Genomic DNA, 26292 nt, shown 5'->3' on the forward strand with positions numbered 1-26292 from the left:
CCGCGAACAGTCCGCCGCTCGCTCCGCGCGCGGAACGCGGCCCGCCTTTGCGGGCGTCAATGGCCCCGGAACGCCTCCTCCAGCCACCAGGCCCCGTGGTCGCGGGTGACCTTCGCGTCGACGAGCAGGGGTGCGGCGCGGGGGCCGGCGACCCAGTCCGCCACCGCCTTCAGGGCGGCGGGGGTGCGCACGGTCACCGCCTCGAAGCCGTAGCCGCGCGCCACGGCGGCGATGTCGGTCTCCGGGAAGGTGACCGTGTCCAGCGGGAAGCCGTCCGGGCCGAAGTGGTGCACCTCGGCGCCGTAGGCCTCGTCGTTGTAGACGACCACCACCATCGGCAGCCCGAGCCGGCGCACGGTGTCCAGCTCCACGGCGCTCATCAGCGCACCGCCGTCCCCCAGGGCGGCCACGGGAATCCGGTCCGGCCGGGCGAGCGCCGCGCCGATCGTGGTCGCAAGGCCCAGGCCGATGGACTGGAAGGCCTGCGTGAAACAGAAGCCGTTCTCGTCCGGGACGGAGAGGTACGCGCTCGGGTAGCCCATGAAGTTGCCCGAGTCCACGCCGACGACCCGCTCGGCGGGCAGGATCTCGTCGAGCGCGATGCTCAGCGTCCGCGGGTCGATCCGATCCCGGGTGCCCTCGTCCTCGTAGGGCACGTCCCGCCAGCGCGCCCGCTCGGCGAGGGCGGCGGCGACGCCCGCCGTCCGGTAGCCCTCGCGGCCCTCATCGGCGGCCGCCAGGGCGCGCCGGGCCGTGCGGGCCACGTCGCCCACGACGCCGAGGTCCACCTCACGATGGGCGCCGAGGGCCTCCGGGTCGTCGTCGACCTGTACGACGGCCGCGCCGGGGCCGATGAGGGTGCCGTGCCGCATGGTCCACATGTTCAGCGCGCAGCCCCAGCCCACGATCAGGTCGGCGCCCCGGATCAGTTCGGTGGCCAGCGGCGAGGCGAAGCCGCCCGAGACGTCCAGTGACCAGGGGCTGGCGTGGAAGAGGCCGCGGGCCACCGCCGAGGTCGCCAGCAGGGCGCCGTACCGCTCGGCGAGCGCCGTCAGGGCGTCCCGGGCGGCGGGGGTGCGGGCGCCGCGGCCGGCCACGAAGACCGGGCGCCGGGCGCGTTCCAGGGCCCGTACGAGATCGGTCACCGCTCGCCGCGACGGCTCCACCGGCTCCGGCGCCGCAGGCGGCAGGGCACCGAGCGGGACGCCCTCGGGGACGTCCAGGGCCTGCACCTCCAGCGGAAGGTTGAGCAGCACGGTACGGCGCTCGTGCCGGGCCCGGCGCAGGGCCGCCGCGGCCTGCTCGACCGCGTCGTGGGCGGTGGTCAGGCGGGCGGTGACGGCGCCCACGGAATGGGCCAGCACGGCCTGCTCGACCCGGAAGTTGGAGCGCTGGGCGGTCGCCTCCGCGGCCAGCACCAGCAGCGGCGTACGGCTCTTGGCGGCCTCGGTGATGCCGGTCAGGGCGTTGGTCAGGCCGGGGCCCTGGTGGACGCTGAGTGCGGCGAGGGTGCCGCTCGTGCGGGCGTAGGCGTCGGCCATGGTCGCCGCGCCGCCCTCGTGCCGGGCGGCGACGAACCGGGCGCCCGCGGCCACCATGGCGTTGGTGAGGTGGAAGTTGCCCGAGCCGACCACCCCGAAGACGTGTTCGACCCCGGCCGCGACAAGCGCCCGTCCGACGGCTTCGGCGACCTTCACGACCGCTCCACCAGGGCGAGCACCCGGGCGGGGGCGCCGGAACCGGACACGATGGGCAGGGGCCCGGCGACGACGAGGGCGCCGGTCGCGGGCAGTGCGGCGAGGTTCTGCAACTGGGTCAGGCCGTACTTGCCGGCGCCCAACAGATGGGAGTGGCAGGGGAACGGCGGGTCGAAGGAGTGGGCGCGGCCCGCGTCCGTCCCCACGGTCTCCGTGCCGAGGCCGATCACCGGAGACTCCTCGGCGACCCAGCGCGCGCACTCCGGCGACAGGCCGGGGGTGTGCGGGCCGCTGTCGTCGGCGTTGAGGAACTCCTCCTGGGAGTGCGAGCGCGTGTCCCACCCGGTCCGGACGAACAGCCAACCACCTTCGGGAAGTGGCCCGTTGGCGGTCTCCCAGGCCCTGATGTGGTCCACCTCGACGAGGAAGTCGGGGTCCTCGGCGGCCTGCTCGGAGAAGTCGAGCACGGCCGCCGGGGCGATGAGGTGGTCCGCGGGCACGGAGGCCACGTCGGCGAGGTCCTTGCCGGTGACCCAGTGGACGGGGGCGTCGAAGTGGGTGCCGGTGTGCTCACCACTGCGGAAGTTGTTCCAGTACCAGGCGGGCCCGCGGTCGTCGTAGCGGCTGATCTCCTCCAGTTCGAAGGTCTGGGTCTGGCCGAAGGGGGGCGGCAGCTGGATCACCGGAGTGGTCGAGGAGAGCGGCGAGGTGAGGTCGACGACCTCGACGGCGCCGCTGCGCAGCCCGGCGAGAAGGGCGGCGAGCACGGACGGCTGGGACATGACGGCCTCCTGGGCGGGGCTGAACTGTCAACGCCTGTCTGTACAGGGTGTCAGCCGATGACCGGTTCTCCCTGGTACACGCTCCGGAAAACGGTCCACCGGCCGCGAATTGGACTTGGTCACGCAGGCCACGCCCCTCTAGCGTCGGACCATGCGAATCCGAATCGTCGACGCCTTCACCGACCGCGCGTTCGCCGGCAACCCGGCTGGCGTGCTGCTCCTCGACTCCTTCCCCGACGACGACCGGCTGCGGAAGATCGCGCTGGAGGTCAACCACGCCGAGACGGCGTTCGCGCACCGGCTGCCCGGGGGCGGGGAGGCGGACTGGGCACTGCGCTGGTTCACGCCCGCGGCCGAGGTGGCCATGTGCGGCCACGCCACGCTCGCCACCGCCCACGTGCTGCACACCACCGGCGCCCACGAGGGCGCGGTGCGCTTCGCCACCCGCAGCGGCGTCCTGGTGGCCACGCCCCGCGAGGACGGCTCGATCACCCTGGACTTCCCGACCGCGCCGCTCACCGCGGTCGAGGCGCCCGCCGGGGTCGCCGAGGCGCTGGGCGCAGAGCCGCGCAGCACCTTCGACACCGGGCCGAACGTCGGCGACCTGCTGGTGGAACTCGCCGACGAGAAGACGGTCCACGCCCTCTCCCCCGACCTCAGGGCGCTCGGCGCCTACTCGCGGCGCGGCATCATCGCCACCGCCCGCGCCGCGGACCCCGCCCAGGGCTACGACTTCGTCTCCCGCTGCTTCTTCCCGAACGTGGGCATCGACGAGGACCCGGTCACCGGCAGCGCCCACACCGCGCTCGCCCCGTTCTGGTCGGAACGTCTGGGCGGCACGATCCTGACCGGGCTGCAGGCCTCACCGCGCTCCGGCCGGGTCCGTACCGAGCTGCGCGGCGACCGCACCCTGCTGAGCGGACACGCGGTGACGGTGATCGACGGCGAGCTGCTGGCATAGGGCCTACGCCGTCGGCAGCCAGCCCACCTTCCCGGCGAGCAGCGCGTAACCGACGAACGCCCCGATGTCGAGGAGGGAATGCGCCACCACCAGGGGTCCCACGCGTCCCCAGCGCCGGTACAGCCAGACGAAGACCACGCCCATCACCATGTTGCCGACGAAGCCGCCGATGCCCTGGTAGAGGTGGTAGCTGCCGCGCAGCACGGAACTGGCCACCAGCGCGGTCCCCGGGGTCCAGCCCAGCTGCCCGAGCCGGCGCAGCAGATAGCCGACGACGATGACCTCTTCGAGGATCGCGTTCTGGATCGCCGAGAGGATCAGCACCGGATACTTCCACCACACGTCGGGCAGGGCCTCGGGCACCACCGTGAGATTGGCGCCGAAGCCCCGCGCGGCCAGGTAGAAGGCGATTCCGGTGCTGCCGATCACGGCCGCGACGGCGGCGCCGCGGCCGAGGTCGGGCCAGGGCCGGGTGCGGTCGAAGCCGAGGGTGCGCAGGCTCCCGCCCTCGCGCAGCAGCAGGTGGGCGACGAGCGCGACCGGCACCAGGGCGGTCGCGATCCCGAACAGCTGCCAGGCGAGATCCAGCCATGGCCTGCCCGGCGCGGCAGAGGCGTTGAGGGTCGCCGCCTGGTCCTTGAGCCCTCCCGGTTTCGTGACCGACCCGACAAAGCTGATCAGGGCGGACACTCCGCTCGCACCGAGCGAAAGCGCCAGAACCAGCAGCGTCTCGTCACGGAGGATCCGCCGCGAGAGCCGCTCGGGAGGAACAGAATCGGCCACCGCACCCGTCTCCGCCTGCACACCTGACTCCAATTCAGTAATCCCGCCTCATCCCCATCCCCGCCCCGCTAGGGTCTCGAAAGAACTTACGAAGATCGTGCGCTTGGCCGTCAGGGGGGACGGACGCCGTACGGGGCGTACCTCCCCTCCGCATGCCGTACGGCCGCTTGCCGGCACGAGGTTCGACAGGGAGGGGCACCACCGTCATGGGACGTCACAGCTTGCCCGATCATTATGGGGCGGGCGCCAGCGACCCCCGCCCCCGCGCACGCCGCCGCACGACGGCCGTCGCCACGGTGCTGGTCCTGACGGTGGCCGGGGGGACGGCCGTCGCCGTGCGGAGCGGGCTGCTCTCCTTCGGATCGTCCTGCCAGGACGACGCCGTGCGGCTGAGGCTGGCCGCCTCGCCGGACATCGCGCCCGCCCTGACGGCCGCGGCCGGGCGGGCCCGGCACGAGAACATCACCTCCGACGGGCGCTGTGTCGCGGTCTCGGTGACCGCCCGGGACTCCTACAAGGTGGCGGACACCCTCGCCGCGGGCCGGAAGAGCGACGTCCAGGTGTGGGTGGCGGACTCCGATCTGTGGGTCGACCGGATCACGAACGACAGCGCCGCCACCGAGGTGACCCCGGCGGGCGCGGTGGCCTCCACGCCCGTCGGCGTGGCGATGGTGCCCGAGGCGGCCAAGGCGATGGGCTGGCCGAAGAAGACGTACAGCTGGATCGAGCTGGCCGGCGCGACCCTGCGGGACGACGCGCTCCGGCTCGGCGCGGCCGACCCCTCGCGCAGTGCCACCGGGCTGCTCGCGCTGACCCGGCTGACCACCGCGGCGGCCGGGCTCAAGGGCGGGGACACCCAGGCCGCGGCGATGATGAAGACGCTGTCGCAGCGCACCTCGGACAGCGACGGCCAGGTCCTGGACACCCTGCCCAGGAACGCCTCGGGTACCGAGCAGGGCAACCCGGTACGCAACCAGGCGCTGATCCTCAGCGAACAGGCGGCGTACACGTACAACACCTCGGCGGACGGCGGCGACGGCCTGGACATGTTCTATCCCAAGGACGGCTCGCCGCAGCTGGAACACCCCTACGCGATGGTCGGGCAGCTCACGACCGACCAGAGCCGGGCCGCACTGCGGTTCATGAACTATCTGCGCCAGCCGGCCCAGCTGCGGCTGCTGCAGAAGTACGGCTTCCGCACCTCCGACGAGGAGGCGCCGGAGGCGGTGGTCGCCGGGGCGGGCGGCAGCAGCCCGCAGCCGTACACGGAGCCGGCCGTCCAGCCCGCCACGGACGAAGCGTTGCAGGAGGCCCTCGGCACCTGGACGATCACGGTGCAGAGCGCCCGGCTGACCACGGTCGTGGACGCCTCCTCCTCGATGTCCGAGCCGGTGCCGGGCACGGGCGGTCAGTCCCGCATGGAGGTGACGAAGGCGTCGCTGCTGCAGGCGCTGGCCACCTTCACGCAGGAGGACGAGATCGGCCTGTGGGAGTTCTCCACCAAGCTGGACGGCGACAAGGACTACCGGGTCCTGGTGCCGACCGCGCGGCTCGGCGACCGCAGCGGCGGCCGCACCCAGCGGGAGCGGCTGTCGGGCGCCTTCGGCGCGCTGAAGCCGGTCGCGAACGGGGCGACGGGCCTGTACGACACCACGCTCGCCGCCTACCGGGCGGCCACGTCGTCGTACGCCAAGGGGAAGTTCAACGCGCTCGTCGTCCTCACCGACGGCGTCAACCAGGACCCCGGCAGCATCTCCCGCGCCGAACTGATCAGCGAGCTGCAGAAGCTCGTGGACCCCGAGCGCCCGGTGCCGCTGATCATGATCGCGGTCGGACCCGACGCCGACAAGGAGGAGGCCGCGGAGATCGCCGCCGCGACCGGCGGCTCGGGCCAGTCGGTGAACAACCCCTCACAGATCCAGTCGGTGATGCTGAAGGCGATCGTGGCAGCGGGCGCCCAGGGCGGCAGCACGAGCTGACTCCCGCCCGAGGCGCCGGCTCACCCCAGCGGCACCGGCTCCGGCATGCCCACCGGCCAGGTGTGCACCGGATCGCCCATGTGCATCAGCTCGCTGTAGCGGCGGGTGGTGGCCGCCAGCGCCGCGTCCCGGGACATGCCCGTCTCCAGGGCCCGGTGGAAGGTGGCCGCCTGCCAGGACGCGCCGTTGACCCGGCGCCGGCAGCGTTCCTCGATGACGCCGAGGTAGAGATCGCGGTCGGCGGGTTCGATGCCCCACGCGTCCAGACCGGCCTCGGCGAGCGGCAGCAGCTCGTCGCGGACGAGGCTGACCGCGTCCACCTCGGCCATGCCGCCGTAGCGCCCGCGCCGCGGCCACTGGAAGCGCGCGTCGATGCCGTGCTTGCAGGCGACGTCGAAGTTGTCGGCCGCGGCCTCGAAGGGCAGCCGGGTCCACACGGGGCGGGGCTCCTCGGCGAGGGCGCGGACGAGGCCGTAGTAGAAGGCCGCGTTGGCGATGACGTCGATGATGCTGGGGCCGGCGGGCAGGACGCGGTTCTCGACGCGCAGGTGGGGCACGCCGTCGGCGATGCCGTAGACCGGGCGGTTCCAGCGGTAGATCGTGCCGTTGTGCAGGACGAGTTCGTGCAGGTTCGGGACGCCGCCGGCGTCGAGGACCTCCAGGGGGTCCTCCTCGTCGCAGAGGGGCAGCAGCGCCGGGAAGTAGCGCAGGTTCTCGTCGAAGAGGTCGTGGGCGGAGGTGATCCAGCGCTCACCGAACCAGGTGCGCGGGCGCACCCCCTGGGCCTGCAGCTCGGGCGGCCGGGTGTCGGTGGACTGCTGGAACAGCGGGGGCCGGGACTCGCGCCACAGCTCGCGGCCGAACAGGAAGGGCGAGTTGGCGCCCACGGCTATCTGGGCGGCGGCGACCGCCTGGGCGGCGTTCCACACGTCGGCGAAGCGGTCCGGGGTGACCTGCAGGTGCAGTTGCACTGAGGTGCAGGCCGCTTCCGGCGCTATCGACTTCGAGGTACAGGTCAGGCGCTCCACGCCGTCGATGTCGAGCACGAAGTCCTCGCCGCGGGCGGCGACGATCTGATCGTTGAGCAGGGCGTAGCGGTCGACCGCGGAAAGGTTCGAGGAGACCAGGTCGTCCCGGTCGAGGGTCGGCAGAATGCCGATCATCACGATTCCCGCATCGACCTCTCCGGCTTTTCGGTCGGCATATGCCAGAGAGGTCCTGAGTTCCTCTCCGAGCCGGTCGAATACCCGCCCCTGCAAGCGGTGTGGGGCTATGTTCACTTCCAGATTGAACATGGCGAGTTCTGTTTGGAAATCTCGGCTCGCGATCCGTTCCAGGACCTGCGCATTGAGCATTTTCGGCATGCCGTCGGCACCGGCGAGATTCAATTCGATCTCCAGCCCCATCAGGTTCCTGGGGCGGTCGAAGCGCTTCTCGGCCAGGAGCCGCTCCAGCCCCGTCAGGCACCTGCGGAGCTTGTCGCGGTAGAGCTGCCGATCGGACAGATCGAATCGACCTGCCACGACCTTCTCCCCCATCGGAGCGTCCCTCCTCGATCGGGCGGCGTCTTGGATCCCGGCCGCCGGTGTCGGGTCACGTGGGATAATGCCCAGCGTCGGCGATCGGTAACGTCCCCGCACGGGCGGGTCGCGCGCTACTCTGGTCACATGTGACCGCGGGCACATTCACCGGGCATGCGGCACGGCGCAGTTTCATGTACGCGACGAACTCGTGAAAAACGCCGACGAGAATTGGCCGACCGCACCCCCGGCATTTCCCGAGGTCACCGCCTCCGAGCCGAGCGGAATCGGGGTGATTCCCGCGTTTCATCGACCGGATTCGCTCTTGCCGGGTGCTCCGGAAACGGCTAGACGAAACACCGTCTGAACACATGTCGTATAAACTCCGCGAACAGGCAGAGGGTCGGCGCCCCCGGTCTTCGAGACCTGCCGTCAGGCGACGCGCGACAGGTCTCATCCACATCCCACGTACCCGGATTCCGCCCCGTCTCTCTCGCCCCGTGAGCAGACAGCGCCGTCCGCCCCCGCCCTCGCGCCACCGTGCCTGTCGAATGAGAGGCGACCCACCATGCCGTTGCATGTCCCCCCGGCTCCCGCGCCCGCACTTCGCACCGTCCTGACCGCGCTCGGCTCGCCCACCGCGGTTCGCGAGGCCCGAACACCCTCCCTGCTGCGCTCCCAGGGACCCGCCACCCCGGAACTGCCACTTCCCGTGCACGTCCTGGACGAGCTCACCCCCGAGGGCGCCTCCGCCAGCCGGCTGGCCGGCTGGCGGTTCCTGATCCGCTGCGGCGACCGCGCGGTGGCCGCGGCCGAGACCATGCTGACCCCGGACGGCTGGGCCTTCTCGCACTTCTTCGAGGGCCCCTACATCGCCTCCACCGAGCGGGCGCTGCGTCAGGCCGAGACGATGAAACAGCCCTACCAGGCGCGCCTGCTGTCGGTGCCGAGCCTGTACATGCTCACCCTCTGGCTGCACGGCGACTGCGCGGCGGACGGGGCGGACGGCCACCCGGTGGCCACGGACCTGCTCGTGCCGCTGGCCCCGGCCCCTCCCGGCATCGCGGCGCATCGCCCGCACCGCGTCGCCGAGCTGCTCCCGGTGCTGACCCATCGGGTGACTCCGGCCCCCTTGCTCGGCCAGATCGCCTGACGAAAGATCTCGTGCCCCGCCGTCGAATTCACCGACGGCGGGGCACGGCGTTTTCCCTGGCGCTTTACCCGGAAGCATTTCGCTCGTACGAGCGAAATAGTGCTCGTACGAGCCGGAAAACGTGCTCGACCTGTATGGACTAGCCCCATCCGGCCACGGCGAACCACCCGAAGGGACAGTGCGGTTGGACTGAACCGTCCAGGCGGGCGGCGCGTCATCAACCTGTGAAGAAGTGGTGCGCCGAAATGCCTGCGGATTCACCTCCGTGGGGCAACACTGGACGGGACCGACTTAAACCAACGGGGGGCGGCCATGGACAACGCGTCACGCCGCAGCACAGACTCGACAGCCATCTCCGACATCACGACAGAGCGAAAGATCCCACCAATGTGCCAGCATCAGCCGCCGTGCCCTACAGCAGACTCCGCCGACCGGGAATCCGCCCGACTCGTGGCGCACCACCCGGAGCAGGGATGGAGCCTGCTGTGCAACGGCGTCCTGCTCTTCGAGGACACCGGTGAGCTGCTGCCCGACGGCCAGATCATCGCCCCGCACCGCCCACTGGGCGCCAGCCAGGTGATGACGGCCGCCTGAGGCGGCACCCGGGCGGCCGGACGGCTGCCCGGCGCATACTTGGGGCCGGTCGCGGAGACACGCCGCGGGCCGGCCCCGACGCACGTTCGGCACCGATCACTCCCCGTAGTGACCCGGGTCTGCGAGGGTCATAGGGGCAGTCCCGCGCGCCAACCCGGTGGTGATCACTCTTCCCACGGGCGCGCGGCTTCCGGAAGACTTCTGGACGTCTCGCGGCGAGTGTCCACGGAGGTGGGGGAATTGGCAGCAGACGAGGCCGGTGCCGAGGGGGTGCCCGAGAGCCGGGGGAAGATCACGATCACGGAGATCGCCCGGCAGGCAGGGGTATCGGTGCCGACCGTCTCCCGGGTCGTCAACGGCCGCTCGGACGTCTCGCCGCGGACCCGGGCGCGGGTGGAGGACCTGCTCCTCCGGCACGGTTACCGCAAGCGCGCCCACGCCTCGGGGAGCGGCGCCGCACTGCTCGACCTGGTCTTCAACGACCTCGACAGCCCCTGGGCGGTGGAGATCCTGCGCGGGGTGGAGGAGGTCGCCCACGCCGCGGGGGTCGGCACGGTGGTGTCGGCGATCCACGGGCGCTCCGGCGACGCGCGGGAATGGATGCGCAACCTCCGGGCCCGCGCCTCCGACGGCGTCATCCTGGTCACCTCGGCGCTGGAACCGCTGCTGCACGAGGAGTTGCGCGCCCTGGGCGTCCCCCTGGTGGTCGTCGACCCGGCGGGCTCCCCCGCCCTGGACGTCCCGACGATCGGCGCCGCCAACTGGCCGGGCGGCCTGGCGGCCACCGAGCACCTGCTCTCCCTCGGTCACCGCCGGATCGGCCTGATCGCCGGCCCGCCGCGGCTGCTGTGCTCCCGCGCCCGCCTCGACGGCTATCGCGCCGCCCTGGAAGGCGCCGGCATCGCCCCCGACGGCTCCCTCGTCGTCCCCGGTGACTTCCACCCGGAGTCCGGTTTCACCGGCTGCAACGCCCTGCTCGCCCTGCCGGAACCACCGACCGCGCTATTCGCCGCCAGCGACCAGATGGCCCTGGGCGCGATCGAGGCACTGCGCCGGCGGGGTCTGCGGGTGCCGGAGGACCTGAGCGTGGTCGGCTTCGACGACCTTCCGGAGGTCCGCTGGTCGGCACCGCCCCTCACCACGGTCCGGCAACCGCTCGCCGACATGGGCAAGTTGGCCGTCCGTACGGTCCTGCGCCTGGCCCGCGGCGAGCAGCCGGACTCCCCGCGCGTCGAACTCGGCACCGAACTGGTCGTGCGGTCCAGCACGGCACCCCCGGCACCCTGACTGACCGGGGGTGCCGAGACCCCGGCGGTGCTCCCCAAGGCACCGCCGGGGCGTTCGGGAAACCCCTCTCGCCGGCGCTACTTGCCGCCCAGCGCCTGCCGGATCGCGAAGTACGCCGGCTTGGGCCGCAGTTGCTCGTCGTACGGCAGCGCGGCGCCCTCCCCGGGGAAGAACCCCGGGATCCAGGAGTACTTGTCGGTGTAGTCCCACACCGTGATCCCCACGCACCGCCGCACCGCGAGGCACGCCGCCGTCAGGTCGCGGTACCAGTCAGCCTGCTGGGCCAGCTTCTCGTCGGTCGCCGGCAGGATCATGCGGACGTCGACCTCGGTGAGCGCGGTGTCGAGCCCGAGCCGGGAGAAGCGGCGCAGGTTGTCCTCCAGGCTGGTCGGATAGCCGTACTGCAGGGCCAGATGGGCCTGCAGGCCGATGCCGTCGAGCGGGACGCGCTGCGCCTTCAGCTCCTGGGCGAGCCGGTAGTAGGCGTCGCTCTTCGGGCCGACGGCCTCGATGTTGTAGTCGTTGAGGTACAACCTCGCGTGCGGGTCGGCCTGGTGGGCCCAGCGCAGGGCGTCGGCGATGTAACCGGGGCCGAGCGTGCGGTACCAGAGGGTGTCGCGGTAGGTGCCGTCCTCGTTGAACGCCTCGTTGACCACGTCCCAGGAGTAGACCTTGCCGCGGTAGTGCCGCACCTCGGTCTGGATGTGCTTCTTCAGTACGGCCCTGAGCTCGGCCGCCGTCCAGTCACGCCCGGTGAGCCAGTCCGGCAGCTGGCTGTGCCAGACCAGGGTGTGGGCGCGCACGCGCTGGTGGTTCGCGCGCGCGAGGTCGACGATCTCGTCGCCGTTGGTCCAGTCGAAGACGCCCTGCTGGGGCTCGGTGGCGTACCACTTCATGCCGTTGCCGGGCGTGATCATGTCGAACTCGCTGCCCAGCACGGAGGTGTAGGCGGTGTCGGTGAGTTCGGGATTGTCGGTCGCGCTGCCGAAGTAGCGGCCGTGGCGGTGGGCGAGTTCGGCCAGGGTGGCGGGCCGCGGGTGCGCCTGGGCGGGGGTGCCGGTGGTGACGCCGGCGGCGACCAGGACGGCGGCGAGGGCGCCGACGAGTCTGAGACGGGTCGTGGGCATGGTGCGACTCCTCACGGGGGTGGGGTGTGGGGCCGTACGTCCGGCGGCGCGCGTCATCCCTTCGTCGCGCCGGCGGTGAGGCCGCCGACGAGCTGGCGCTCGGCGACCGAGTAGAGGGCGAGGGCGGGGACCATCGCCAGGACGAGGTAGGCGAAGACACGGGCGTACTCCGCCGAGTACTGACCCTGGAACTGCGCGACGCCGAGCGGCAGCGTCCACCACTTGGAGTCGGTGAAGACCAGCAGCGGCAGCATGTAGTTGTTCCAGCTGGTGACCACCGCGAGCACGGAGACCGTGCCGAGCGCGGGCCGGGCCATCGGCAGCAGCACCCGCCAGAAGAAGCCGAAGGCGCTGCAGCCGTCGAGCGTGGCCGCCTCCTCCAGCTCGCCGGGGATCTGCCGGAAGAAGCCCCGCAGGATGATGATCGTCATCGGCAGGCCGAAGGCGGCCTGCGGCAGGATCACGCCGAGCGGGTTGTCCAGCAGACCGAGGGAGCGCAGCAGCAGGAACAGGGGCAGGGCGGCCACCGCGGGCGGGAACATCAGGCCCATCGTGAAGAAGGTGAACATGAGCTCCCGGCCGCGGAAGGCGAACCGGGCGAAGGAGAACGCCGCGAGCGCGGACACCGCGACCACGAGCACGCACGTCGCGACCGCCACGAGCGTGCTGTTGCCCAGCAGCCGCCAGAAGTCGCCGGAGCCGAGGATGTCGGTGTAGTTGCCGGTCAGCCAGCGCTCCGGCAGCCCGAAGGGGTTGCGGGAGAGCTCGTCGGTGGACTTGAAACCGGACAGCGCGGCGTACAGCAGCGGTACGACGATCACCGAGCCGACCACGACGAGAACCACGTGCAGCGGCAGTTGACGCAGCGTCTTCACCTGCCGTCTCCCCTCATGTTCGTGGTGGCGCCCTCGAGGTCGCGCCGGAGCACGAACCGCTGGTAGGCGAGGGCGAAGACGAGGCAGATGCCGAACATGACCACGCTGATCGCGCTGGCGTAGCCGACCTGGTAGCGCTTGAAGCCGTACTGGAACATGGTCACGGCCATCGTCTCGGAGTGATGGTCGGGGCCGCCCTGAGTGATCACCCAGACCAGGTCGAAGAGCTGGATGGACCCGATGACGGACAGGAAGATGCTGATGCGGATCGTGGGCGCGAGCAGCGGCAGGGTGACGTTGCGGAAGCGCTGCCAGGGGTTGGCGCCGTCGATCAGTGCCGCTTCCGTCAACTCGGCCGGGATCGACTGGAGTCCGGCGAGCAGCAGCATCATGTGGAAGCCGAAGTACTTCCAGGTCATGACGAGGAAGAGGGTCGCCATGACGTAGGAGGGGTCGGCGAACCACTCGCCGCCCACGCCGTCCAGCCCGACGGCGCCCAGGACATGGTCGGCGAGCCCGTCGTCCGGGGCGAAGACCATGCTGAACAGCACGCCGGTGATGGCCTCCGACAGGACGTAGGGCGCGAAGAAGAGCATGCGGTAGACGGCCCGGCCGCGCAGCCGCTGGTTCAGCGCCACCGCCATGGCCAGTGCGAACGGCAGTTGCAGCAGCAGCGAGAGCCCGACCAGGAGGGCGCAGCGCCACAGGTCGCCGAGGAAGACGTCGTCCTGGAAGAGGCGGGTGAAGTTGTCGCCGCCGATGTAGTCGGAGGGCATGCCGAAGCCGCCCCAGCGGAAGAACGCGGCGTACAGCGCGAACAGCATCGGCAGCAGGACCAGCCCGATGAACAGCACCAGCGCGGGCACCTGGAAGCCGACCGCGGTGAGCCAGTTCACCAGGCGCCGGCGCGCCCGCCCCCGCCCCGGCGTCGCCGCCGGGGAGGGGAGGGCGACGCCCGGCCCCGTCCGCTTGTCCGGAAGGAAAGTGGAGGTCATCGCCTGTTACTGCTCTTCCTTCGCGGTCTTGGAGATCGACTGCGTGACCTGCTCGGGCGACTTGGAGCCGGAGATCAGTGCCGCGACGCTGTCGTTGACCTCCTGGCCGACGGCGGGCGCGTAGGCCTGGTCGAGGTACAGCTGGAAGCCGGTGGCCGCCTTCAACTGGGCTTGTACGGCCTTGGTGTTGGGGTCGGAGAGACCCTTCTCGGCGCCGGGGACTACGGGGAGGGTGTTGGTCTTCTTCACCAGCACCAGGTCGGTGGCCTCGGAGGCGAAGAACTTCAGGAAGTCGACGGCCGCCTGCGGGGCGCCCTTGCGCAGGGCGTGTCCGCCGCCGCCGCCGAAGACCTCGGTGATGGCGCCCTTTCCGCCCTCGACCGCCGGGAAGGGGAAGAAGCCGAGGTTCGAGCCGAGGCCCTTGCCGGAGTCGGCCTCGACGACCGGGGCCCACTGGCCCATGAGCTCCATGGCCGCCTTGCCGTTGCCCATGGTGGCCGCCTGGCCGGTGGGCGTGGAGTACGCGGCGCCGAGGAACCCCTTCTGGAACGGCTGGAGTTTGACCAGGTCCTGGAGGTGCTGTCCGGCCTGGACGAGTCCGGGCGCGGTGAAGTCCTTGTCGTCGTTGGCCTTCTTCAGCGCGTCGATGCCGGCCGTGCGCATCGCGAGGTAGGCCCAGTAGTACATCCCGGGCCACTTCTCCTTGCCGGCCAGGGCGATGGGCGTGATGTTCTTCGCCTTGAGCTTCTTGACGGCGTCGAGGAAGCCGCTCCAGGTGGTGGGCGGGGTGGCGATGCCGGCCTGCTTGAAGAGCGCCTTGTTGTACCAGAAGCCGATCATGCCGATGTCGAACGGGATGCCGTACGTCTTGTTGTCCAGGATGTACGCCTGCTTCGCGACGGACAGCATGCCGTCGGCCCACGGCTTGGTCCGGTCGGTGAGGTCCTCCACGAGCCCGGCGTCCACCTGCTGCTGGAGCACGCCGCCGCCCCAGGTGTGGAAGATGTCCGGGAGCTTCCCGGAGGCGGTCAGCGCCGTCATCTTCGACTTGTAGGCGTCGTTCTCCATCTGGACGATCTTCACCTTGACCTTGGGGTTCTGCGCCTCGAACTTCTTGGCCAGACCCGCCCAGACCGTCTTGGTGGGTTCGGTGGTGGAGATGTTCCACCACTCGATGGTGGTCTTCCCGTCGGCCGACCCTCCGTCCGAGTCGCCGCCGCATGCGCTCAGAGCCGTCATGCCCAGACCGGCCGCGGCGGAGGCCGCCAGGAACCCGCGGCGGGACAGTGCCCGGTCGCCCATTGTGTGCTCCTTGGGGTAGGGACGGCGCGTCCACGACCGTCCGCTGGGACCGAAAGTTTCGGAGATGATCCAGAAAGCTTCGCTGTTGCCGCACCCTAGAGACAGCTCCCAAACGGTGGCAACCCCTTGAACGCGGTGAATCTGCGCGCGACGTCGCACAGCGGCGACAGCGGGGGACCCAGGCCCGGTATGGTTCGGGCGGCGAACCCCGCCCGTCACCTCGCGACCGGTCGAAACATTCGGCTCAGCACGCGAACATTACGGAGCCGATCAGGCAGTGCTACCGCACGGAGACCGAGTCGGCTCGCTCCGTCGCGCCCTCGGCGGCCGCGAGCGCGCGGTTGCGGCGGACGGAGGACCAGAAGGACCACGCGATCAAGACGACGCCGACCAGGCCGGTGATGACCTCGTTGATCTGGTACTGGATGGTGACCATGAGGATCACGGCCAGGGCGCCGATCGCGTAGTGGGCGCCGTGCTCCAGGTAGACGTAGTCGTCCAACGTGCCCTGGCGCACCAGGTAGACCGTCAGTGAACGGACGTACATGGCGCCGATACCCAGGCCCAGGGCCATGAGCACGATGTCGTTGGTGATGGCGAACGCGCCGATCACGCCGTCGAAGGAGAAGGAGGCGTCCAGGACCTCCAGGTAGAGGAACATGAAGAACGCGGCCCGGCCCACGAGGGTGCCCGCCGAGGGCTCACGCTGCTCCCGCTCCTCCTCGTCTTCCAGCCTGTTCTCGAAGTAGCCGGACAGACCGCCGACGACCAGGTAGGTGACCAGGCCCGCGATGCCGGAGACGAGGACGGTCTGCGCCTTGTCGACATGCGCGCCGCCGTGCTGGTGGGCGTGTGCGGCGAAGGTGAACGACGTGATCAGCAGGACGATCAGCGCGATGCAGACCGACAGCATGTCGACCTTGCCGAGCCTGGCCAGCGGCCGCTCGATCCAGCCCAGCCACTGGATGTCACGATCCTCGAAGATGAAGTCCAGGAAGATCATCAGCAGGAACATGCCACCGAAGGCGGCGATCGCCGGGTGCGCGTCGGTGACCAGCTGCTCGTAGCGGGTCTTCTCCGTCAGGGCCAGGTGGACGGCGTCGTACGGATTCAGCTTCGCGGTGATGGCGACGATCACCACCGGGAAGAGCAGCCGCATGCCGAAGACGGCGATGAGCACGCCGACCGTGAGGAAGATGGTCTGCCAGAAGGCGCTCATTTTCTTTAGGATTCCGGCGTTGACCACCGCGTTGTCGAACGACAGCGAGATCTCCAGCACGGCCAGGATCGCCACGATGCCGAACGCGGTCCAGCCTCCGTAGAGCACCCCTGCGGCCAGACCGAGCGCGGTGGCCGCGAACGCCCAACGGAAGGTCTTCAGCATCACCGGTCACCCAGTCCTCTCACCACGGCCTGACGCTCCGTACCGTCTTCGGCGTTGTCTACCACGCCCGGCTGTCGTGCGGGTGTCCCGGCAGGAACCCGGCACACCGATTGCCGGGATCTTTGCGCCGCGCGACGCGCCGGCGCCCTGAACCCGATGCCGGGCTACGGGTGCACGTCCGCCAGGAGGATGTCCAGGCCGCGCCGCGTGGTCGCGAGGACCACCCGGTCCCCCGCCCGCAGGAGACGCCCCTGCTCAGGACGCCAGTCGAAGCCGGCCAGATCGCCCCTGGCGCCACCCGGGGCGTCCGCGGCCGCGGGCTGCGGAAGCGGCCCGGCGGCGGCGCCCACGGCCAGCACGCGCCACTCGTTCTCACGGAACGCCTCGTGCACCGAACGCCCCTCCAGCTCCGGATGCCCGGCCACGTCGACGCAGGTGAACAGCAGCGACCCGCGTTCCACCGGCATCACCCCCAGCACATGACGGCCCATCATCGCCGCGGCGAACGAGGGCGCCGCCAGCGCGGAGACACTCCGGCTTCGGGTCAGGGCGTCCGGGTAGGAGGCGCGCAGCGTGCGCTGGACGGTGGCCGCGAACCCGTCGTCGTACAACCGCGTCACCACGCGCACCGCGGGGTCGGTCTCCCGCACCGCCATGACGATGTCGAGGTTGCGGCCGTCGTCGCGGGTGAGGACGAGCAGCGAGCGGCTCTGCCGGACCCGGGCCCGTTCGAGCACCCCGGGAGTCGTGGCGTCGTCCAGGATCAGCGGTACGCCGAGTTCGCGGGCGAGGGCGATACCGCGGGCGTGCGGGTCGCATTCGATGGCCACGACCTGGTGCCCGGTGCCGTGCAGCCGGGCCAGCACCCTGGTGCCGACCATGCCGAGACCGACCAGGACGATATGGCCGTTGACGTCCTCGTCGGGGGGATGGCTCGCTGAGGCGGTGCGGAAGGCCTCGCTGGCGTTCATGGTGGCGGCGACCACGAGCGGCAGCACGGCCAGCCCGACGAATCCGGCCAGCAGTTGCAGCACACGGCGGGCGGGGGACTCCTCGGTGGCCGGGTCGCCCATGGTGAAGATGTCCAGCAGCGGCAGATAGAAGTTCTTCCACCAGGGATGCTCGTCGGCGAACAGCGCGGTGGCGATCGACAGGGCCACCACGACGGCCGCCAACGCCCCGTACACGGCGATGAGTTGGTGCGAGAGGAAGACCTTCCACGGCAGGCGCGCCAGACGCGCCCGCAACCATCTGCGGGGGCGGAGGTGCCGGTTGCGGACGGCCGGTTCGGCCGGATGCCGGCCTACCTCCTCCAGCACCAGCCGGCCGTGCGTACCCTGCCGGTCCCCCGCGGTCGCGGTGTCGGGCAGCAGCTGGGTGCCCTCCTCCCCCGGCGTCTCCGCACTGTCCTGGCTGGCCGGGTCGTCCTCGTGGGCACCGGACAGGACGGCCAGCGTGGCCAGGTCGGTGGCGTGCGACGGGGTGCCCGCGGGGCGTACGACACCGCGGAAGACCCTGCCCTCGACCTGGAGGGTGTGTCCGCGGCCCAGGGCAGCGGCCGCCACGAGCTCCGGCACGGCGGTGTCGGCGTCGGAGAGCACCGTCGTGGAGGTGTCCTGCGCGAGGTCCTCGCACAGCCCGGCCGCCCGGTCCAGCAGCCGCTCCAGATGCCGGCCGCGCTCGCGGTCGAACATCCGGACGACCAGCCGCACAGCGGGGTTGACGGTGCGGGCCAGCAGGGCGGCGGTCATGTTGACCTGGTCGTCGCGGTAGGTGAGGGCGAGTGCCACCGCCCGCTCCACGCCCGCCGCGCGCAGGGTGCGTTCGTCCGGGCGCGCGGAGACATGCAGTTCGACCGGCGACCGCGGGTCGTGGTGCAGGGCGGCGACCTGGGCGCCGTGCTGGTCGCTCGCCGACGGCAGCACGACGGTGACGATCTCACCGCACACGGCGTCCAGTTCGACGGCGAGACGGTGGGCGAGTCCGTCGTCGCCGCAGATCACCATGTGCCGGGATCTCAGGCCGGGCTCCGTACGAGCGGGGTGGGTCGACGTCACACCAGGCCAACGGCGCGGACCGTCCGACACGTTCCGGCCGTGTACCTGACAGGGTCCAAGATTGCGTCAAGGACGCGCCAAAACGGCTGGGCATGCCGGGCATCCGGCGATGACGCTGGGTGTTCGCCTCGCCCCTCGCCCGGCCGGCCCTTCCGCCATCCGCCACCGTCCTGCGCTTCGCGCTCGTCGTACGGAGGGCTCTCACCAGGCCGGTCTTAACGCAAGCTTGACGGCCTCACCCCCCTCATCCGTGGGCCCGTACGTCACGCTCCGCTTACGCTGGTGCCGCCGTCCGCGTGATGGCCCCCACCACGCGCCGAGCCGCACCTCAGGAGCACGTCGATGGCCACCACCGAGCACCCGCCCCCCAGTCGCCTGCGCGCCTGGATGCTGGAGGGTCTCTCCGACATGGGCAAGGGCGTCCAGCAGGCGCCGCACGCCCGGCCGGAACCCCCGCACAAGGGCCAGCGCTGGTACCGGGTGATGTGCCTGACCGGCGTCGACTACTTCTCGACCCTCGGCTACCAGCCGGGCATCGCGGCCCTCGCCGCCGGCCTGCTGTCACCGGTGGCGACCGTCGTGCTCGTGATCGTCACCCTCGCCGGCGCACTGCCCGTCTACCGCCGCGTCGCCGAGGAGAGCCCGCACGGCGAGGGCTCGATCGCCATGCTGGAACGCCTGCTGTCCTTCTGGAAGGGCAAGCTCTTCGTCCTGGCGCTGCTCGGTTTCGCCGCCACCGACTTCCTGATCACCATCACCCTCTCCGCGGCGGACGCGGCCACCCACATGGTGGAGAACCCGCACCTGACCGGCGTGCTGCACGGCCGGCAGATGCTGATCACGCTGGTCCTCGTCGCCCTGCTCGGCGCGGTCTTCCTCAAGGGCTTCCTGGAGGCGATCGGCGTCGCGGTGGCCCTGGTGGTGGCCTACCTCGGACTCAACGCGGTCGTCGTGGCCGTCGGCCTGTGGCACGTGATCACCGCCGGGCACCTCGTCACCGACTGGACCGCCGCCCTCACCGCCGAGCACGGCAACGTCTTCGCCATGATCGGCGTGTCCCTGCTGGTCTTCCCCAAACTCGCCCTCGGCCTGTCCGGCTTCGAGACCGGCGTGGCCGTCATGCCGCACGTCCAGGGCGACCACGGCGACACCGAGGACCACCCCAAGGGCCGCATCCGCGACACCAAGAAGCTCCTGACGACCGCCGCCCTGATCATGAGCGTCTTCCTGATCGTCACCAGCTTCATCACCACCGTGCTGATCCCCGCGAAGGAGTTCGAGCCCGGCGGCCAGGCCAACGGACGCGCCCTCGCCTACCTCGCCCATGAATACCTGGGCAACGCCTTCGGCACGGTCTACGACGTCTCCACCATCGCCATCCTGTGGTTCGCGGGCGCCTCGGCGATGGCCGGTCTGCTCAACCTGATGCCGCGCTACCTGCCCCGCTACGGCATGGCCCCGCACTGGGCCCGCGCCGTCCGGCCCATGGTCCTCGTCTTCACCCTGATCGCCTTCCTGGTCACCTGGATCTTCGACGCCAACGTCGATGCCCAGGGCGGCGCCTACGCCACCGGCGTCCTCGTCCTGATGTCCTCCGCGGCGATCGCGGTGACCATCGCCGCCCGCCGCGCCGGGCAGCGCGGCTGGACGATCGGCTTCGGCGTCGTCTCGGCGGTCCTGCTCTACGTCACCGGCGCCAACGTCGTCGAACGCCCCGACGGTGTCAAGATCGGCGCCTGCTTCATCGCCGGCATCATCCTGGTCTCCCTGCTCTCCCGGCTGGCCCGCGCCTTCGAACTGCGCGTCACCGAAGTCCAGTTGGACGCGATGGCGGAGCGGTTCATCCGGGACATGGCCAGCCGGAGGATGCGGTTCATCGCCAACGAGCCCGATCAGCGGGACAAGGCCGAGTACCGCGACAAGATCGAGCAGATCCGCGCCGACAACGACATGCCCGAGGCCGAGGACTTCGTCTTCGTCGAGGTCACGGTCACCGACCCCTCCGAGTTCGAGGCCGGCCTCACCGTGCGCGGCGAAGTCCTGCACAACCGCTACCGCGTGCTGACCCTGGAGTCCTCCTCCATCCCCAACGCCCTGGCCGCCCTCCTCCTCCACGCCCGTGACACCACGGGCTGCATCCCCCACATCTACTTCGAGTGGACCGAGGGCACCCCCTTCGCGAACTTCCTGCGGTTCTTCCTCTTCGGCCAGGGCGAGGTCGCCCCGGTCACCCGGGAGGTACTGCGCGAGGCCGAGCCGGACCGCGCCCGCCGGCCCCGCGTCCACACGGGCTGACGTACGCGTCAGGATCGTGTCAAGACCGCCCCTTCCGCCGTCAGGACCTCGTCAAGGCCCGTCGTCGTCGCTCGCGCCCCGGCCTACGGTCTTCCCATGCGAGGCAGCGGGCCGCCGAGCCCGGCCGGCGACCGCCACTGGCGTGGCAGTGCACGGCTGGCAAGGTGCTGCGCGCTCGTCTTCTGCGCCATGACCGAACTGGTCGACTGGGACGCCCGGACCCTGACCCCGCTGCGCGCCCTGGTCTGGCTCGCCCTCTCCCTCGCGGTCCTCATCGTCCTGCTTCCGCCGCAGGTCACCGCGGACGCGGGCCGTCTCACGGCACGCGGCCCCCTGCACCGGCGGACGATCCACACGGACGCCCTCGTGGCGGTGACGCAATACGATGGCGTCTCCTCCCACCTGGTGCTCCGAGACGTCCACGGCCACCGCCTGGAACTCGACCCCCGAATCCTGATCGCCAACCCTGTGCTGTGGCACGAACTGGACACAGGGGCCCGCCGCTCGCTCGAACGGGGCACCCTGCACCAGGGCTTCGACGTCCTGCGGCGCCTCGGCCACCGCATCGACGACGAGACCGCACGAGCGGTCCTCAGGGGGTCGGGGCTCTTCTGATCCGCCGACGCCGCGGACGCACCACCACCCGGCCGAGGCTCAACCGGCCCCGTATCTCGACGCGCAGCACGACGGGGACACCCGAGCCGTCCCCCGGACGGGCCTTGCTCTCGGCGAACTGAAGCGTCAGCGCGTCCGTGTCCACGACGATCCCCGGCCGGGTCAGCAGCTTCAGCGTGCCGCCCCGCATGTCGAGCCGTATGCGCAGGGTGTCGTGCGTGATCACCGCGTCGGCGAGGTCGAGGGTCACATCACCCCACTCGGAGTCGATCTCCAACTGCCGGGGCACCGTCCAGCCCTCGCCCCGCAGCGTGGACGCACCCCGCTGTTCGATACGGACGACGTCCTGCGCCCCGGGCGTGCCGCCGCCCGACACCGGCAGATCGGCCGTCAGGATGTCGAGCTCCTTGAGCGTGCGGGCGGTCAGCGCGGCCTCCACGCGCTCGTCGAGCTCGTCCACGGTCAGCCTGCCGTCCCCCGCCGCCGTGCGCAGGACATCCACGACCCGGTCCCGATCCGTATGCGAGGCCCTCAGCTCGACGGAGACCGCACCCCTCGATGCCGGCTCATTGGACATACGTCCCCCCGATCCGCCCACCAATCCGAAGGCGGCCGGTACTCCGGTCGACCACCCTGACAGAACTAACGCTATATCGCGTTACAGCTCGGGTTCAACCCTTTTCTCGCCGAGACCCCCCAACGGCTTACACACGCAGATCCCGTCCCCGCTTTCCACCGAGATCCACTTCCGGCTTTCCACCGAGATCCGCTCCCGGCTTTCCGCCAGGCTCCGCTCTCCGCCCTATCGTGACCGCATGCAGAGCTACACGATCGGCCAGGCAGCGCGGCTGCTCGGCGTCAGCCCGGACACCGCACGCCGCTGGGCCGACGCCGGCCGGGTCGCGACGCACCGCGACGAGGGCGGACGCCGCCTCATCGACGGCCGGGCACTGGCGGCCTTCTCCGTCGAACTCGCCAAGGCCGGCAGCGCCGAGGACGAGGCCCCGTACACCTCGGTCCGCAACGCCTTCCCCGGGATCGTCACCGCGATCAAGCTCGGGGACGTCGCCGCCCAGGTCGAGATCCAGGCCGGCCCGCACCGCCTGGTCTCCCTCCTGACCCGCGAGGCGGTGGAGGAACTGGGCCTGGAGGTCGGCATGGAGGCCACGGCCCGCGTGAAGTCGACCAACGTCCACATCGACCGCACCTGACTCCTCCACCCCGCCGACCCCTGCCCTACGGCCCCTCCTGCCCGTCCGGTCCCGTCCGCCCCGCCAGTCCCGCCAGTCCCGTACAAACGCACATGCGCACCCCAGCGTGAATAGGGCCTGCTCATGCAAAGCAACAGGGGACTTACGCCTCGCATATGCGTCAGTATGATCGACACATGGGAGGGGCCCGGGCAGCTCGGGCTCCTCCACGGAGGCAACCAAGGGAGTGGACCCCGTGATGACCCGTTCCGTGCACCGGCCCCGCCGCATCCTGCAGGCGGCCGGCGCTGGAGCCGCCGCGCTGCTGGCCCTGACCGCCTGCTCGTCCTCCGACTCGAACGACACGAAGACCGCGTCCTCACCGTCCTCGTCGGGGAAGCTGTCCGGCACGGTCACCGTCTTCGCCGCCGCCTCCCTTCAGGAGAGCTTCACGACCCTGGGCAAGGAGTTCGAGAAGGAGCACCCCGGCACGAAGGTCACCTTCAACTTCGGCGGCAGCGACACCCTCGCGGCGAGCATCACCGGCGGCGCCCCGGCCGACGTCTTCGCCGCCGCGAGCCCCAAGACGATGGCGATCGTGACCGGCGAGAAGGACGTGGTTGGCACCCCGGCCACCTTCGTCCGCAACCAGCTGGAGATCGCCACCCTGCCGGGCAACCCCCAGAAGGTCTCTTCCTTGAAGGACCTCACCAGGTCGGGTCTCAAGGTCGTCCTGTGCGACAAGATGGTCCCCTGCGGCGCCGCGGCTCAGAAGGCCCTCGACGCGAGCAAGCTGAAGCTGGCCCCTGTCTCCTACGAGCAGGACGTGAAGAGCGCCCTGACGAAGGTCGAGCTGAAGGAGGCCGACGCGGCCGTCGTCTACAAGACGGACGTGACGGCCGCTGGTGACAAGGTGGAGGGTGTGGAGTTCCCCGAGTCCGCCGACGCGGTCAACGACTACCCAATCGCCCTGCTCAAGAACGCGCCCAACGCCGCCGCGGCTCAGGCCTTCATTCGACTGGTGAGGTCACCGGAGGGCCAGAAGGTCCTGAGCACCGCGGGGTTCCTCAAGCCATGACCACCGACGACGAGCCCGACCCCGCGGCCGACACCCTCGAGGGCGGCCCGGGGCCCGGCCGTGTCCGCAAGACCGGTCCGTCCCGGCGTGAAGGCCGCCGGGACGGGACCGGCTCCGGCCCGCGCAGCTCACGCGCCCCGCGTGGCCCGCGCAGCCCACGCAGCCCACGCAGCCCACGCAGCCGGACGTCGTACGGCCCCTACCCGCGAGGCCGCGGAGTCCCACTGCCCCTCCTGCTCCCCGCCCTCCTCGGGCTGGCCTTCCTCCTCCTGCCGCTGCTCGCGCTTCTCGTCCGGGCCCCTTGGAGCGCCCTCCCCGACCAGCTGACCAGCGCCGAGGTGTGGCAGGCGCTGCGTCTGTCGCTGGTGTGCGCCACGTCGGCGACCCTGGTGTGCCTGGTCCTCGGCGTACCGCTGGCCTGGCTGCTGGCCCGCACCGACTTTCCCGGCCGCGGTCTGGTGCGCGCCCTGGTGACCCTGCCCCTCGTCCTGCCGCCGGTCGTCGGCGGCGTCGCCCTGCTCCTCGCCCTCGGCCGCAACGGCATCGTGGGCCAGTGGCTGGACTCCTGGTTCGGCATCGCGCTGCCCTTCACCACGACCGGCGTCGTGGTCGCGGAGACCTTCGTGGCGCTGCCGTTCCTCGTCATCAGCGTCGAGGGCACCCTGCGCGCGGCGGATCCCCGTTACGAGGAGGCGGCCACCACCTTGGGCGCCTCCCGCTTCACCGCGTTCCGCCGCGTCACGCTCCCCCTCATCGCCCCCGGCATCGCCGCGGGCGCCGTCCTCGCCTGGGCACGGGCGCTGGGCGAGTTCGGCGCGACGATCACCTTCGCGGGCAACTTCCCCGGCCGCACCCAGACGATGCCCCTGGCGGTGTACCTGGCCCTGCAGAACAACCCGGAGGCGGCCATCGCCCTCAGCCTGGTCCTCCTGACCGTCTCGATCGCGGTACTGGCGGGGCTCCGGGATCGCTGGATGACGCCGTCATGACCTACGAAAGCCCACTCGTCCCCGAGAACCCGCCGGACCCGAGGGCCGGCCACCTGATGCGAAAGCCCCACCCCGCAGCCGCCGACGGCGCTCAGCCCCTTCAGGGATCAAAACGCCCACCCCCGCACCCGCACTCCACCCCTACCGCCCTGGACGCCCACCTCCAGGTGGCCCGCCCCCGCTTCCGTCTGGACATCACCCTCACCGCCGCCCCCGGCGAGGTCCTCGCCCTCCTCGGCCCCAACGGCGCCGGCAAGACCACGGCCCTGCGCGCCCTCGCCGGCCTCACCCCCCTCACCGACGGCCACCTCCGCCTCGACGGCACCGACCTGACCCGCACACCCCCCGAGAACCGCCCCGTCGGCGTCGTCTTCCAGGACTACCTGCTCTTCCCCCACCTCACCGCCCTGGACAACGTCGCCTTCGGCCCCCGCTGCCAGGGCGCCTCGAAGGCCGAGTCCCGTGCCCGGGCCACGGAATGGCTGACCCGCATGGGCCTGGAGGACCACCTCACCGCCAGACCCCGCCGTCTCTCCGGCGGCCAGGCCCAGCGCGTCGCCCTCGCCCGCGCCCTCGCCACCGACCCCCGCCTGCTCCTCCTCGACGAACCCCTCGCCGCCCTCGACGCCCGCACCCGACTCGACGTACGCGCGCAACTGCGCCGCCACCTGGCGGAGTTCGAGGCGGTGGCGGTCCTCGTCACGCACGACCCACTGGACGCCATGGTGCTCGCCGACCGGCTGGTGGTCGTCGAGCACGGCGAAGTCGTCCAGGAAGGCAGCCCGTCCGACATCGCCCGTCACCCCCGTACCGACTACATCGCCCGGCTGGTCGGCCTGAACCTCTACAAGGGCCGGGCAGAGGGGCACACCGTCCGCCTGGACGCCGGGCCCGCCATCACGACCACCGAGGACCTGTCCGGCCCGGTCTTCGTCGCGTTCCCGCCCAGCGCCGTCACCCTGTTCCGCGACCCGCCCACCGGCTCCAGCGCCCGCAACCACTGGCGCTGCGAGGTGGCCGGCCTGGAGACCCACGGCGACCAGATCCGCGCCGACCTCACCGGCGAAGTCCCGCTGGCCGCCGACCTCACCACGGTCGCCGCGGCCGAACTCGACCTGCACCCCGGCTCGGTAGTCTGGGCGACGGTCAAGGCGACGCAGACGCACGCATACCCGGCATGACGGACGTCCGGCCCTAGGGTTTGCCCATGACCCTGAGCATCCGCAACCAGATCCCCGGCACGGTCACCGCCGTCACCCCCGGCGAAGTGATGGCGACCGTCAAGGTGCGCCTCACCGGCGGCCAGGACATCACCGCGGCGATCACCCGGGAGTCCGTCGAGGACCTGGGCCTCGCTGACGGCACCGCCGTCCGCGCCCTGGTGAAGTCGACCGAGATCTCCCTGGCCACCGCCCCGGTCTCGGGCCTGTCCATCCGCAACCAGCTGCCCGGGACGGTCACCGGCCTCGCCACCGGCGGCGCCATGGCCTCCGTCAAGGTGGCCGTCCAGGGCGCCGAACTCACGTCCGCGATCACGGCGGACGCCGCACAGGACCTCGGCCTGGCGTCCGGCACCTCGGTGGTCGCCCTGATCAAGGCGACGGAGATCTCGCTCGCCACCACCTGACG

The 26292-nt window shown here is 71.2% G+C and carries 23 protein-coding genes; 12 read left to right on the top strand and 11 right to left on the bottom strand.

Annotated elements, in window-relative coordinates; translation table 11 throughout:
• Positions 1-56: 56 nt before the first annotated feature.
• Both LN251_RS00270 and LN251_RS00275 read right to left on the bottom strand, forming a co-directional pair.
• A complete protein-coding gene (locus LN251_RS00270; RefSeq protein ID WP_458242568.1) occupies positions 57-1697 on the bottom strand; it encodes a thiamine pyrophosphate-binding protein in 1641 nt (546 codons plus the stop codon).
• Complete coding sequence (locus LN251_RS00275; RefSeq protein ID WP_458242569.1) at positions 1694-2479, bottom strand: cyclase family protein; 786 nt, start codon at positions 2477-2479, stop codon at positions 1694-1696. Before LN251_RS00275 ends, LN251_RS00270 begins: the two co-directional genes overlap by 4 nt.
• Positions 2480-2630: 151 nt before the next feature.
• Here LN251_RS00275 and LN251_RS00280 point away from each other — a divergent pair, with 151 nt between their 5' ends.
• On the top strand, positions 2631-3440 hold the full coding sequence (locus tag LN251_RS00280; RefSeq protein ID WP_458242570.1) for a PhzF family phenazine biosynthesis protein: 810 nt from the start codon (positions 2631-2633) through the stop codon (positions 3438-3440).
• A 3-nt stretch (positions 3441-3443) separates the two neighbouring features.
• On the opposite strand, the gene LN251_RS00285 is transcribed toward LN251_RS00280, so the two are convergent.
• Positions 3444-4244: a CPBP family intramembrane glutamic endopeptidase gene (locus tag LN251_RS00285; RefSeq protein ID WP_058926628.1), complete on the bottom strand. Its 801-nt coding sequence runs from the start codon at positions 4242-4244 to the stop codon at positions 3444-3446.
• Positions 4245-4429: 185 nt separating this feature from the next.
• Between LN251_RS00285 and LN251_RS00290 the strand changes: the two genes are divergently transcribed.
• Entirely contained in the window at positions 4430-6202 is a 1773-nt protein-coding gene (locus LN251_RS00290; RefSeq protein ID WP_458242571.1) for a substrate-binding and VWA domain-containing protein, read from the top strand.
• Positions 6203-6222: 20 nt separating this feature from the next.
• On the opposite strand, the gene LN251_RS00295 is transcribed toward LN251_RS00290, so the two are convergent.
• Complete coding sequence (locus LN251_RS00295; protein ID WP_458242572.1) at positions 6223-7740, bottom strand: glutamate-cysteine ligase family protein; 1518 nt, start codon at positions 7738-7740, stop codon at positions 6223-6225.
• 550 nt (positions 7741-8290) lie between these two features.
• Here LN251_RS00295 and LN251_RS00300 point away from each other — a divergent pair.
• The 3 genes from LN251_RS00300 to LN251_RS00310 all read left to right on the top strand — a co-directional run bounded on the left by LN251_RS00300 (position 8291) and on the right by LN251_RS00310 (position 10756).
• Complete coding sequence (locus LN251_RS00300) at positions 8291-8875, top strand: hypothetical protein (RefSeq protein ID WP_458242573.1); 585 nt, start codon at positions 8291-8293, stop codon at positions 8873-8875.
• Between the two features lie 387 nt (positions 8876-9262).
• Complete coding sequence (locus tag LN251_RS00305) at positions 9263-9469, top strand: DUF5999 family protein (RefSeq protein ID WP_058926624.1); 207 nt, start codon at positions 9263-9265, stop codon at positions 9467-9469.
• Positions 9470-9709: 240 nt separating this feature from the next.
• Complete coding sequence (locus tag LN251_RS00310) at positions 9710-10756, top strand: LacI family DNA-binding transcriptional regulator (protein ID WP_458242574.1); 1047 nt, start codon at positions 9710-9712, stop codon at positions 10754-10756.
• A 77-nt stretch (positions 10757-10833) separates the two neighbouring features.
• Here LN251_RS00310 and LN251_RS00315 read toward each other — a convergent pair whose 3' ends face one another.
• The 6 genes from LN251_RS00315 to LN251_RS00340 form a co-directional block, all read right to left on the bottom strand.
• Positions 10834-11883 carry an endo-1,4-beta-xylanase gene (locus LN251_RS00315; protein WP_458242575.1) on the bottom strand — a complete coding sequence of 350 codons (1050 nt, stop codon included), beginning with the start codon at positions 11881-11883 and terminating at the stop codon, positions 10834-10836.
• A gap of 53 nt (positions 11884-11936) precedes the next feature.
• Complete coding sequence (locus LN251_RS00320; RefSeq protein WP_058926621.1) at positions 11937-12758, bottom strand: carbohydrate ABC transporter permease; 822 nt, start codon at positions 12756-12758, stop codon at positions 11937-11939.
• Positions 12755-13753, bottom strand: coding sequence for a carbohydrate ABC transporter permease (locus LN251_RS00325; RefSeq protein ID WP_458242576.1), 999 nt, complete (start codon positions 13751-13753; stop codon positions 12755-12757). The genes LN251_RS00320 and LN251_RS00325 overlap by 4 nt, the downstream gene beginning before the upstream one ends.
• Before the next feature lie 6 nt (positions 13754-13759).
• Positions 13760-15055, bottom strand: a complete 1296-nt coding sequence (locus LN251_RS00330; RefSeq protein WP_458242577.1) for an extracellular solute-binding protein — start codon at positions 15053-15055, stop codon at positions 13760-13762.
• Between the two features lie 280 nt (positions 15056-15335).
• Complete coding sequence (locus tag LN251_RS00335; protein WP_458242578.1) at positions 15336-16442, bottom strand: DUF475 domain-containing protein; 1107 nt, start codon at positions 16440-16442, stop codon at positions 15336-15338.
• Between the two features lie 161 nt (positions 16443-16603).
• Positions 16604-18445: an NAD-binding protein gene (locus LN251_RS00340; RefSeq protein WP_458242579.1), complete on the bottom strand. Its 1842-nt coding sequence runs from the start codon at positions 18443-18445 to the stop codon at positions 16604-16606.
• Between the two features lie 393 nt (positions 18446-18838).
• Between LN251_RS00340 and LN251_RS00345 the strand changes: the two genes are divergently transcribed.
• Complete coding sequence (locus LN251_RS00345) at positions 18839-20791, top strand: amino acid transporter (protein WP_458242580.1); 1953 nt, start codon at positions 18839-18841, stop codon at positions 20789-20791.
• Between the two features lie 96 nt (positions 20792-20887).
• A complete protein-coding gene (locus LN251_RS00350) occupies positions 20888-21406 on the top strand; it encodes a hypothetical protein (RefSeq protein WP_458242581.1) in 519 nt (172 codons plus the stop codon).
• On the opposite strand, the gene LN251_RS00355 is transcribed toward LN251_RS00350, so the two are convergent.
• Positions 21384-21908, bottom strand: coding sequence for a DUF1707 SHOCT-like domain-containing protein (locus tag LN251_RS00355; protein ID WP_458242582.1), 525 nt, complete (start codon positions 21906-21908; stop codon positions 21384-21386). The genes LN251_RS00350 and LN251_RS00355 overlap by 23 nt on opposite strands.
• A 313-nt stretch (positions 21909-22221) precedes the next feature.
• Between LN251_RS00355 and LN251_RS00360 the strand changes: the two genes are divergently transcribed.
• The 5 genes from LN251_RS00360 (at position 22222) to LN251_RS00380 (ending at position 26290) form a co-directional block, all read left to right on the top strand.
• Positions 22222-22617, top strand: coding sequence for a TOBE domain-containing protein (locus LN251_RS00360; RefSeq protein ID WP_058926613.1), 396 nt, complete (start codon positions 22222-22224; stop codon positions 22615-22617).
• 238 nt (positions 22618-22855) lie between these two features.
• Positions 22856-23674 carry a molybdate ABC transporter substrate-binding protein gene (gene modA / locus LN251_RS00365; protein WP_458242583.1) on the top strand — a complete coding sequence of 273 codons (819 nt, stop codon included), beginning with the start codon at positions 22856-22858 and terminating at the stop codon, positions 23672-23674.
• Entirely contained in the window at positions 23671-24663 is a 993-nt protein-coding gene (locus LN251_RS00370) for an ABC transporter permease (protein WP_458242584.1), read from the top strand. The genes modA and LN251_RS00370 overlap by 4 nt, the downstream gene beginning before the upstream one ends.
• Positions 24660-25844 carry an ABC transporter ATP-binding protein gene (locus LN251_RS00375; RefSeq protein WP_458242585.1) on the top strand — a complete coding sequence of 395 codons (1185 nt, stop codon included), beginning with the start codon at positions 24660-24662 and terminating at the stop codon, positions 25842-25844. Before LN251_RS00370 ends, LN251_RS00375 begins: the two co-directional genes overlap by 4 nt.
• A gap of 26 nt (positions 25845-25870) precedes the next feature.
• Positions 25871-26290: a TOBE domain-containing protein gene (locus LN251_RS00380; protein ID WP_458242586.1), complete on the top strand. Its 420-nt coding sequence runs from the start codon at positions 25871-25873 to the stop codon at positions 26288-26290.
• The last annotated feature ends 2 nt before the right edge of the window (positions 26291-26292 follow it).

This window comes from Streptomyces sp. MAI_2237 (assembly GCF_054189285.1).

Bases quoted from the DNA above. Each gene is read 5' to 3' on its own strand.
- LN251_RS00275 (WP_458242569.1), bottom strand. From the start codon at position 2,479: ATGTCCCAGCCGTCCGTGCTCGCCGCCCTTCTCGCCGGGCTGCGCAGC.
- LN251_RS00280 (WP_458242570.1), top strand. From the start codon at position 2,631: ATGCGAATCCGAATCGTCGACGCCTTCACCGACCGCGCGTTCGCCGGC.
- LN251_RS00290 (WP_458242571.1), top strand. From the start codon at position 4,430: ATGGGACGTCACAGCTTGCCCGATCATTATGGGGCGGGCGCCAGCGAC.
- LN251_RS00295 (WP_458242572.1), bottom strand. From the start codon at position 7,740: ATGGGGGAGAAGGTCGTGGCAGGTCGATTCGATCTGTCCGATCGGCAG.
- LN251_RS00300 (WP_458242573.1), top strand. From the start codon at position 8,291: ATGCCGTTGCATGTCCCCCCGGCTCCCGCGCCCGCACTTCGCACCGTC.
- LN251_RS00305 (WP_058926624.1), top strand. From the start codon at position 9,263: ATGTGCCAGCATCAGCCGCCGTGCCCTACAGCAGACTCCGCCGACCGG.
- LN251_RS00315 (WP_458242575.1), bottom strand. From the start codon at position 11,883: ATGCCCACGACCCGTCTCAGACTCGTCGGCGCCCTCGCCGCCGTCCTG.
- LN251_RS00325 (WP_458242576.1), bottom strand. From the start codon at position 13,753: ATGACCTCCACTTTCCTTCCGGACAAGCGGACGGGGCCGGGCGTCGCC.
- LN251_RS00330 (WP_458242577.1), bottom strand. From the start codon at position 15,055: ATGGGCGACCGGGCACTGTCCCGCCGCGGGTTCCTGGCGGCCTCCGCC.
- LN251_RS00340 (WP_458242579.1), bottom strand. From the start codon at position 18,445: ATGGTGATCTGCGGCGACGACGGACTCGCCCACCGTCTCGCCGTCGAA.
- LN251_RS00345 (WP_458242580.1), top strand. From the start codon at position 18,839: ATGGCCACCACCGAGCACCCGCCCCCCAGTCGCCTGCGCGCCTGGATG.
- LN251_RS00350 (WP_458242581.1), top strand. From the start codon at position 20,888: ATGCGAGGCAGCGGGCCGCCGAGCCCGGCCGGCGACCGCCACTGGCGT.
- LN251_RS00360 (WP_058926613.1), top strand. From the start codon at position 22,222: ATGCAGAGCTACACGATCGGCCAGGCAGCGCGGCTGCTCGGCGTCAGC.
- modA (WP_458242583.1), top strand. From the start codon at position 22,856: ATGACCCGTTCCGTGCACCGGCCCCGCCGCATCCTGCAGGCGGCCGGC.
- LN251_RS00370 (WP_458242584.1), top strand. From the start codon at position 23,671: ATGACCACCGACGACGAGCCCGACCCCGCGGCCGACACCCTCGAGGGC.
- LN251_RS00375 (WP_458242585.1), top strand. From the start codon at position 24,660: ATGACCTACGAAAGCCCACTCGTCCCCGAGAACCCGCCGGACCCGAGG.
- LN251_RS00380 (WP_458242586.1), top strand. From the start codon at position 25,871: ATGACCCTGAGCATCCGCAACCAGATCCCCGGCACGGTCACCGCCGTC.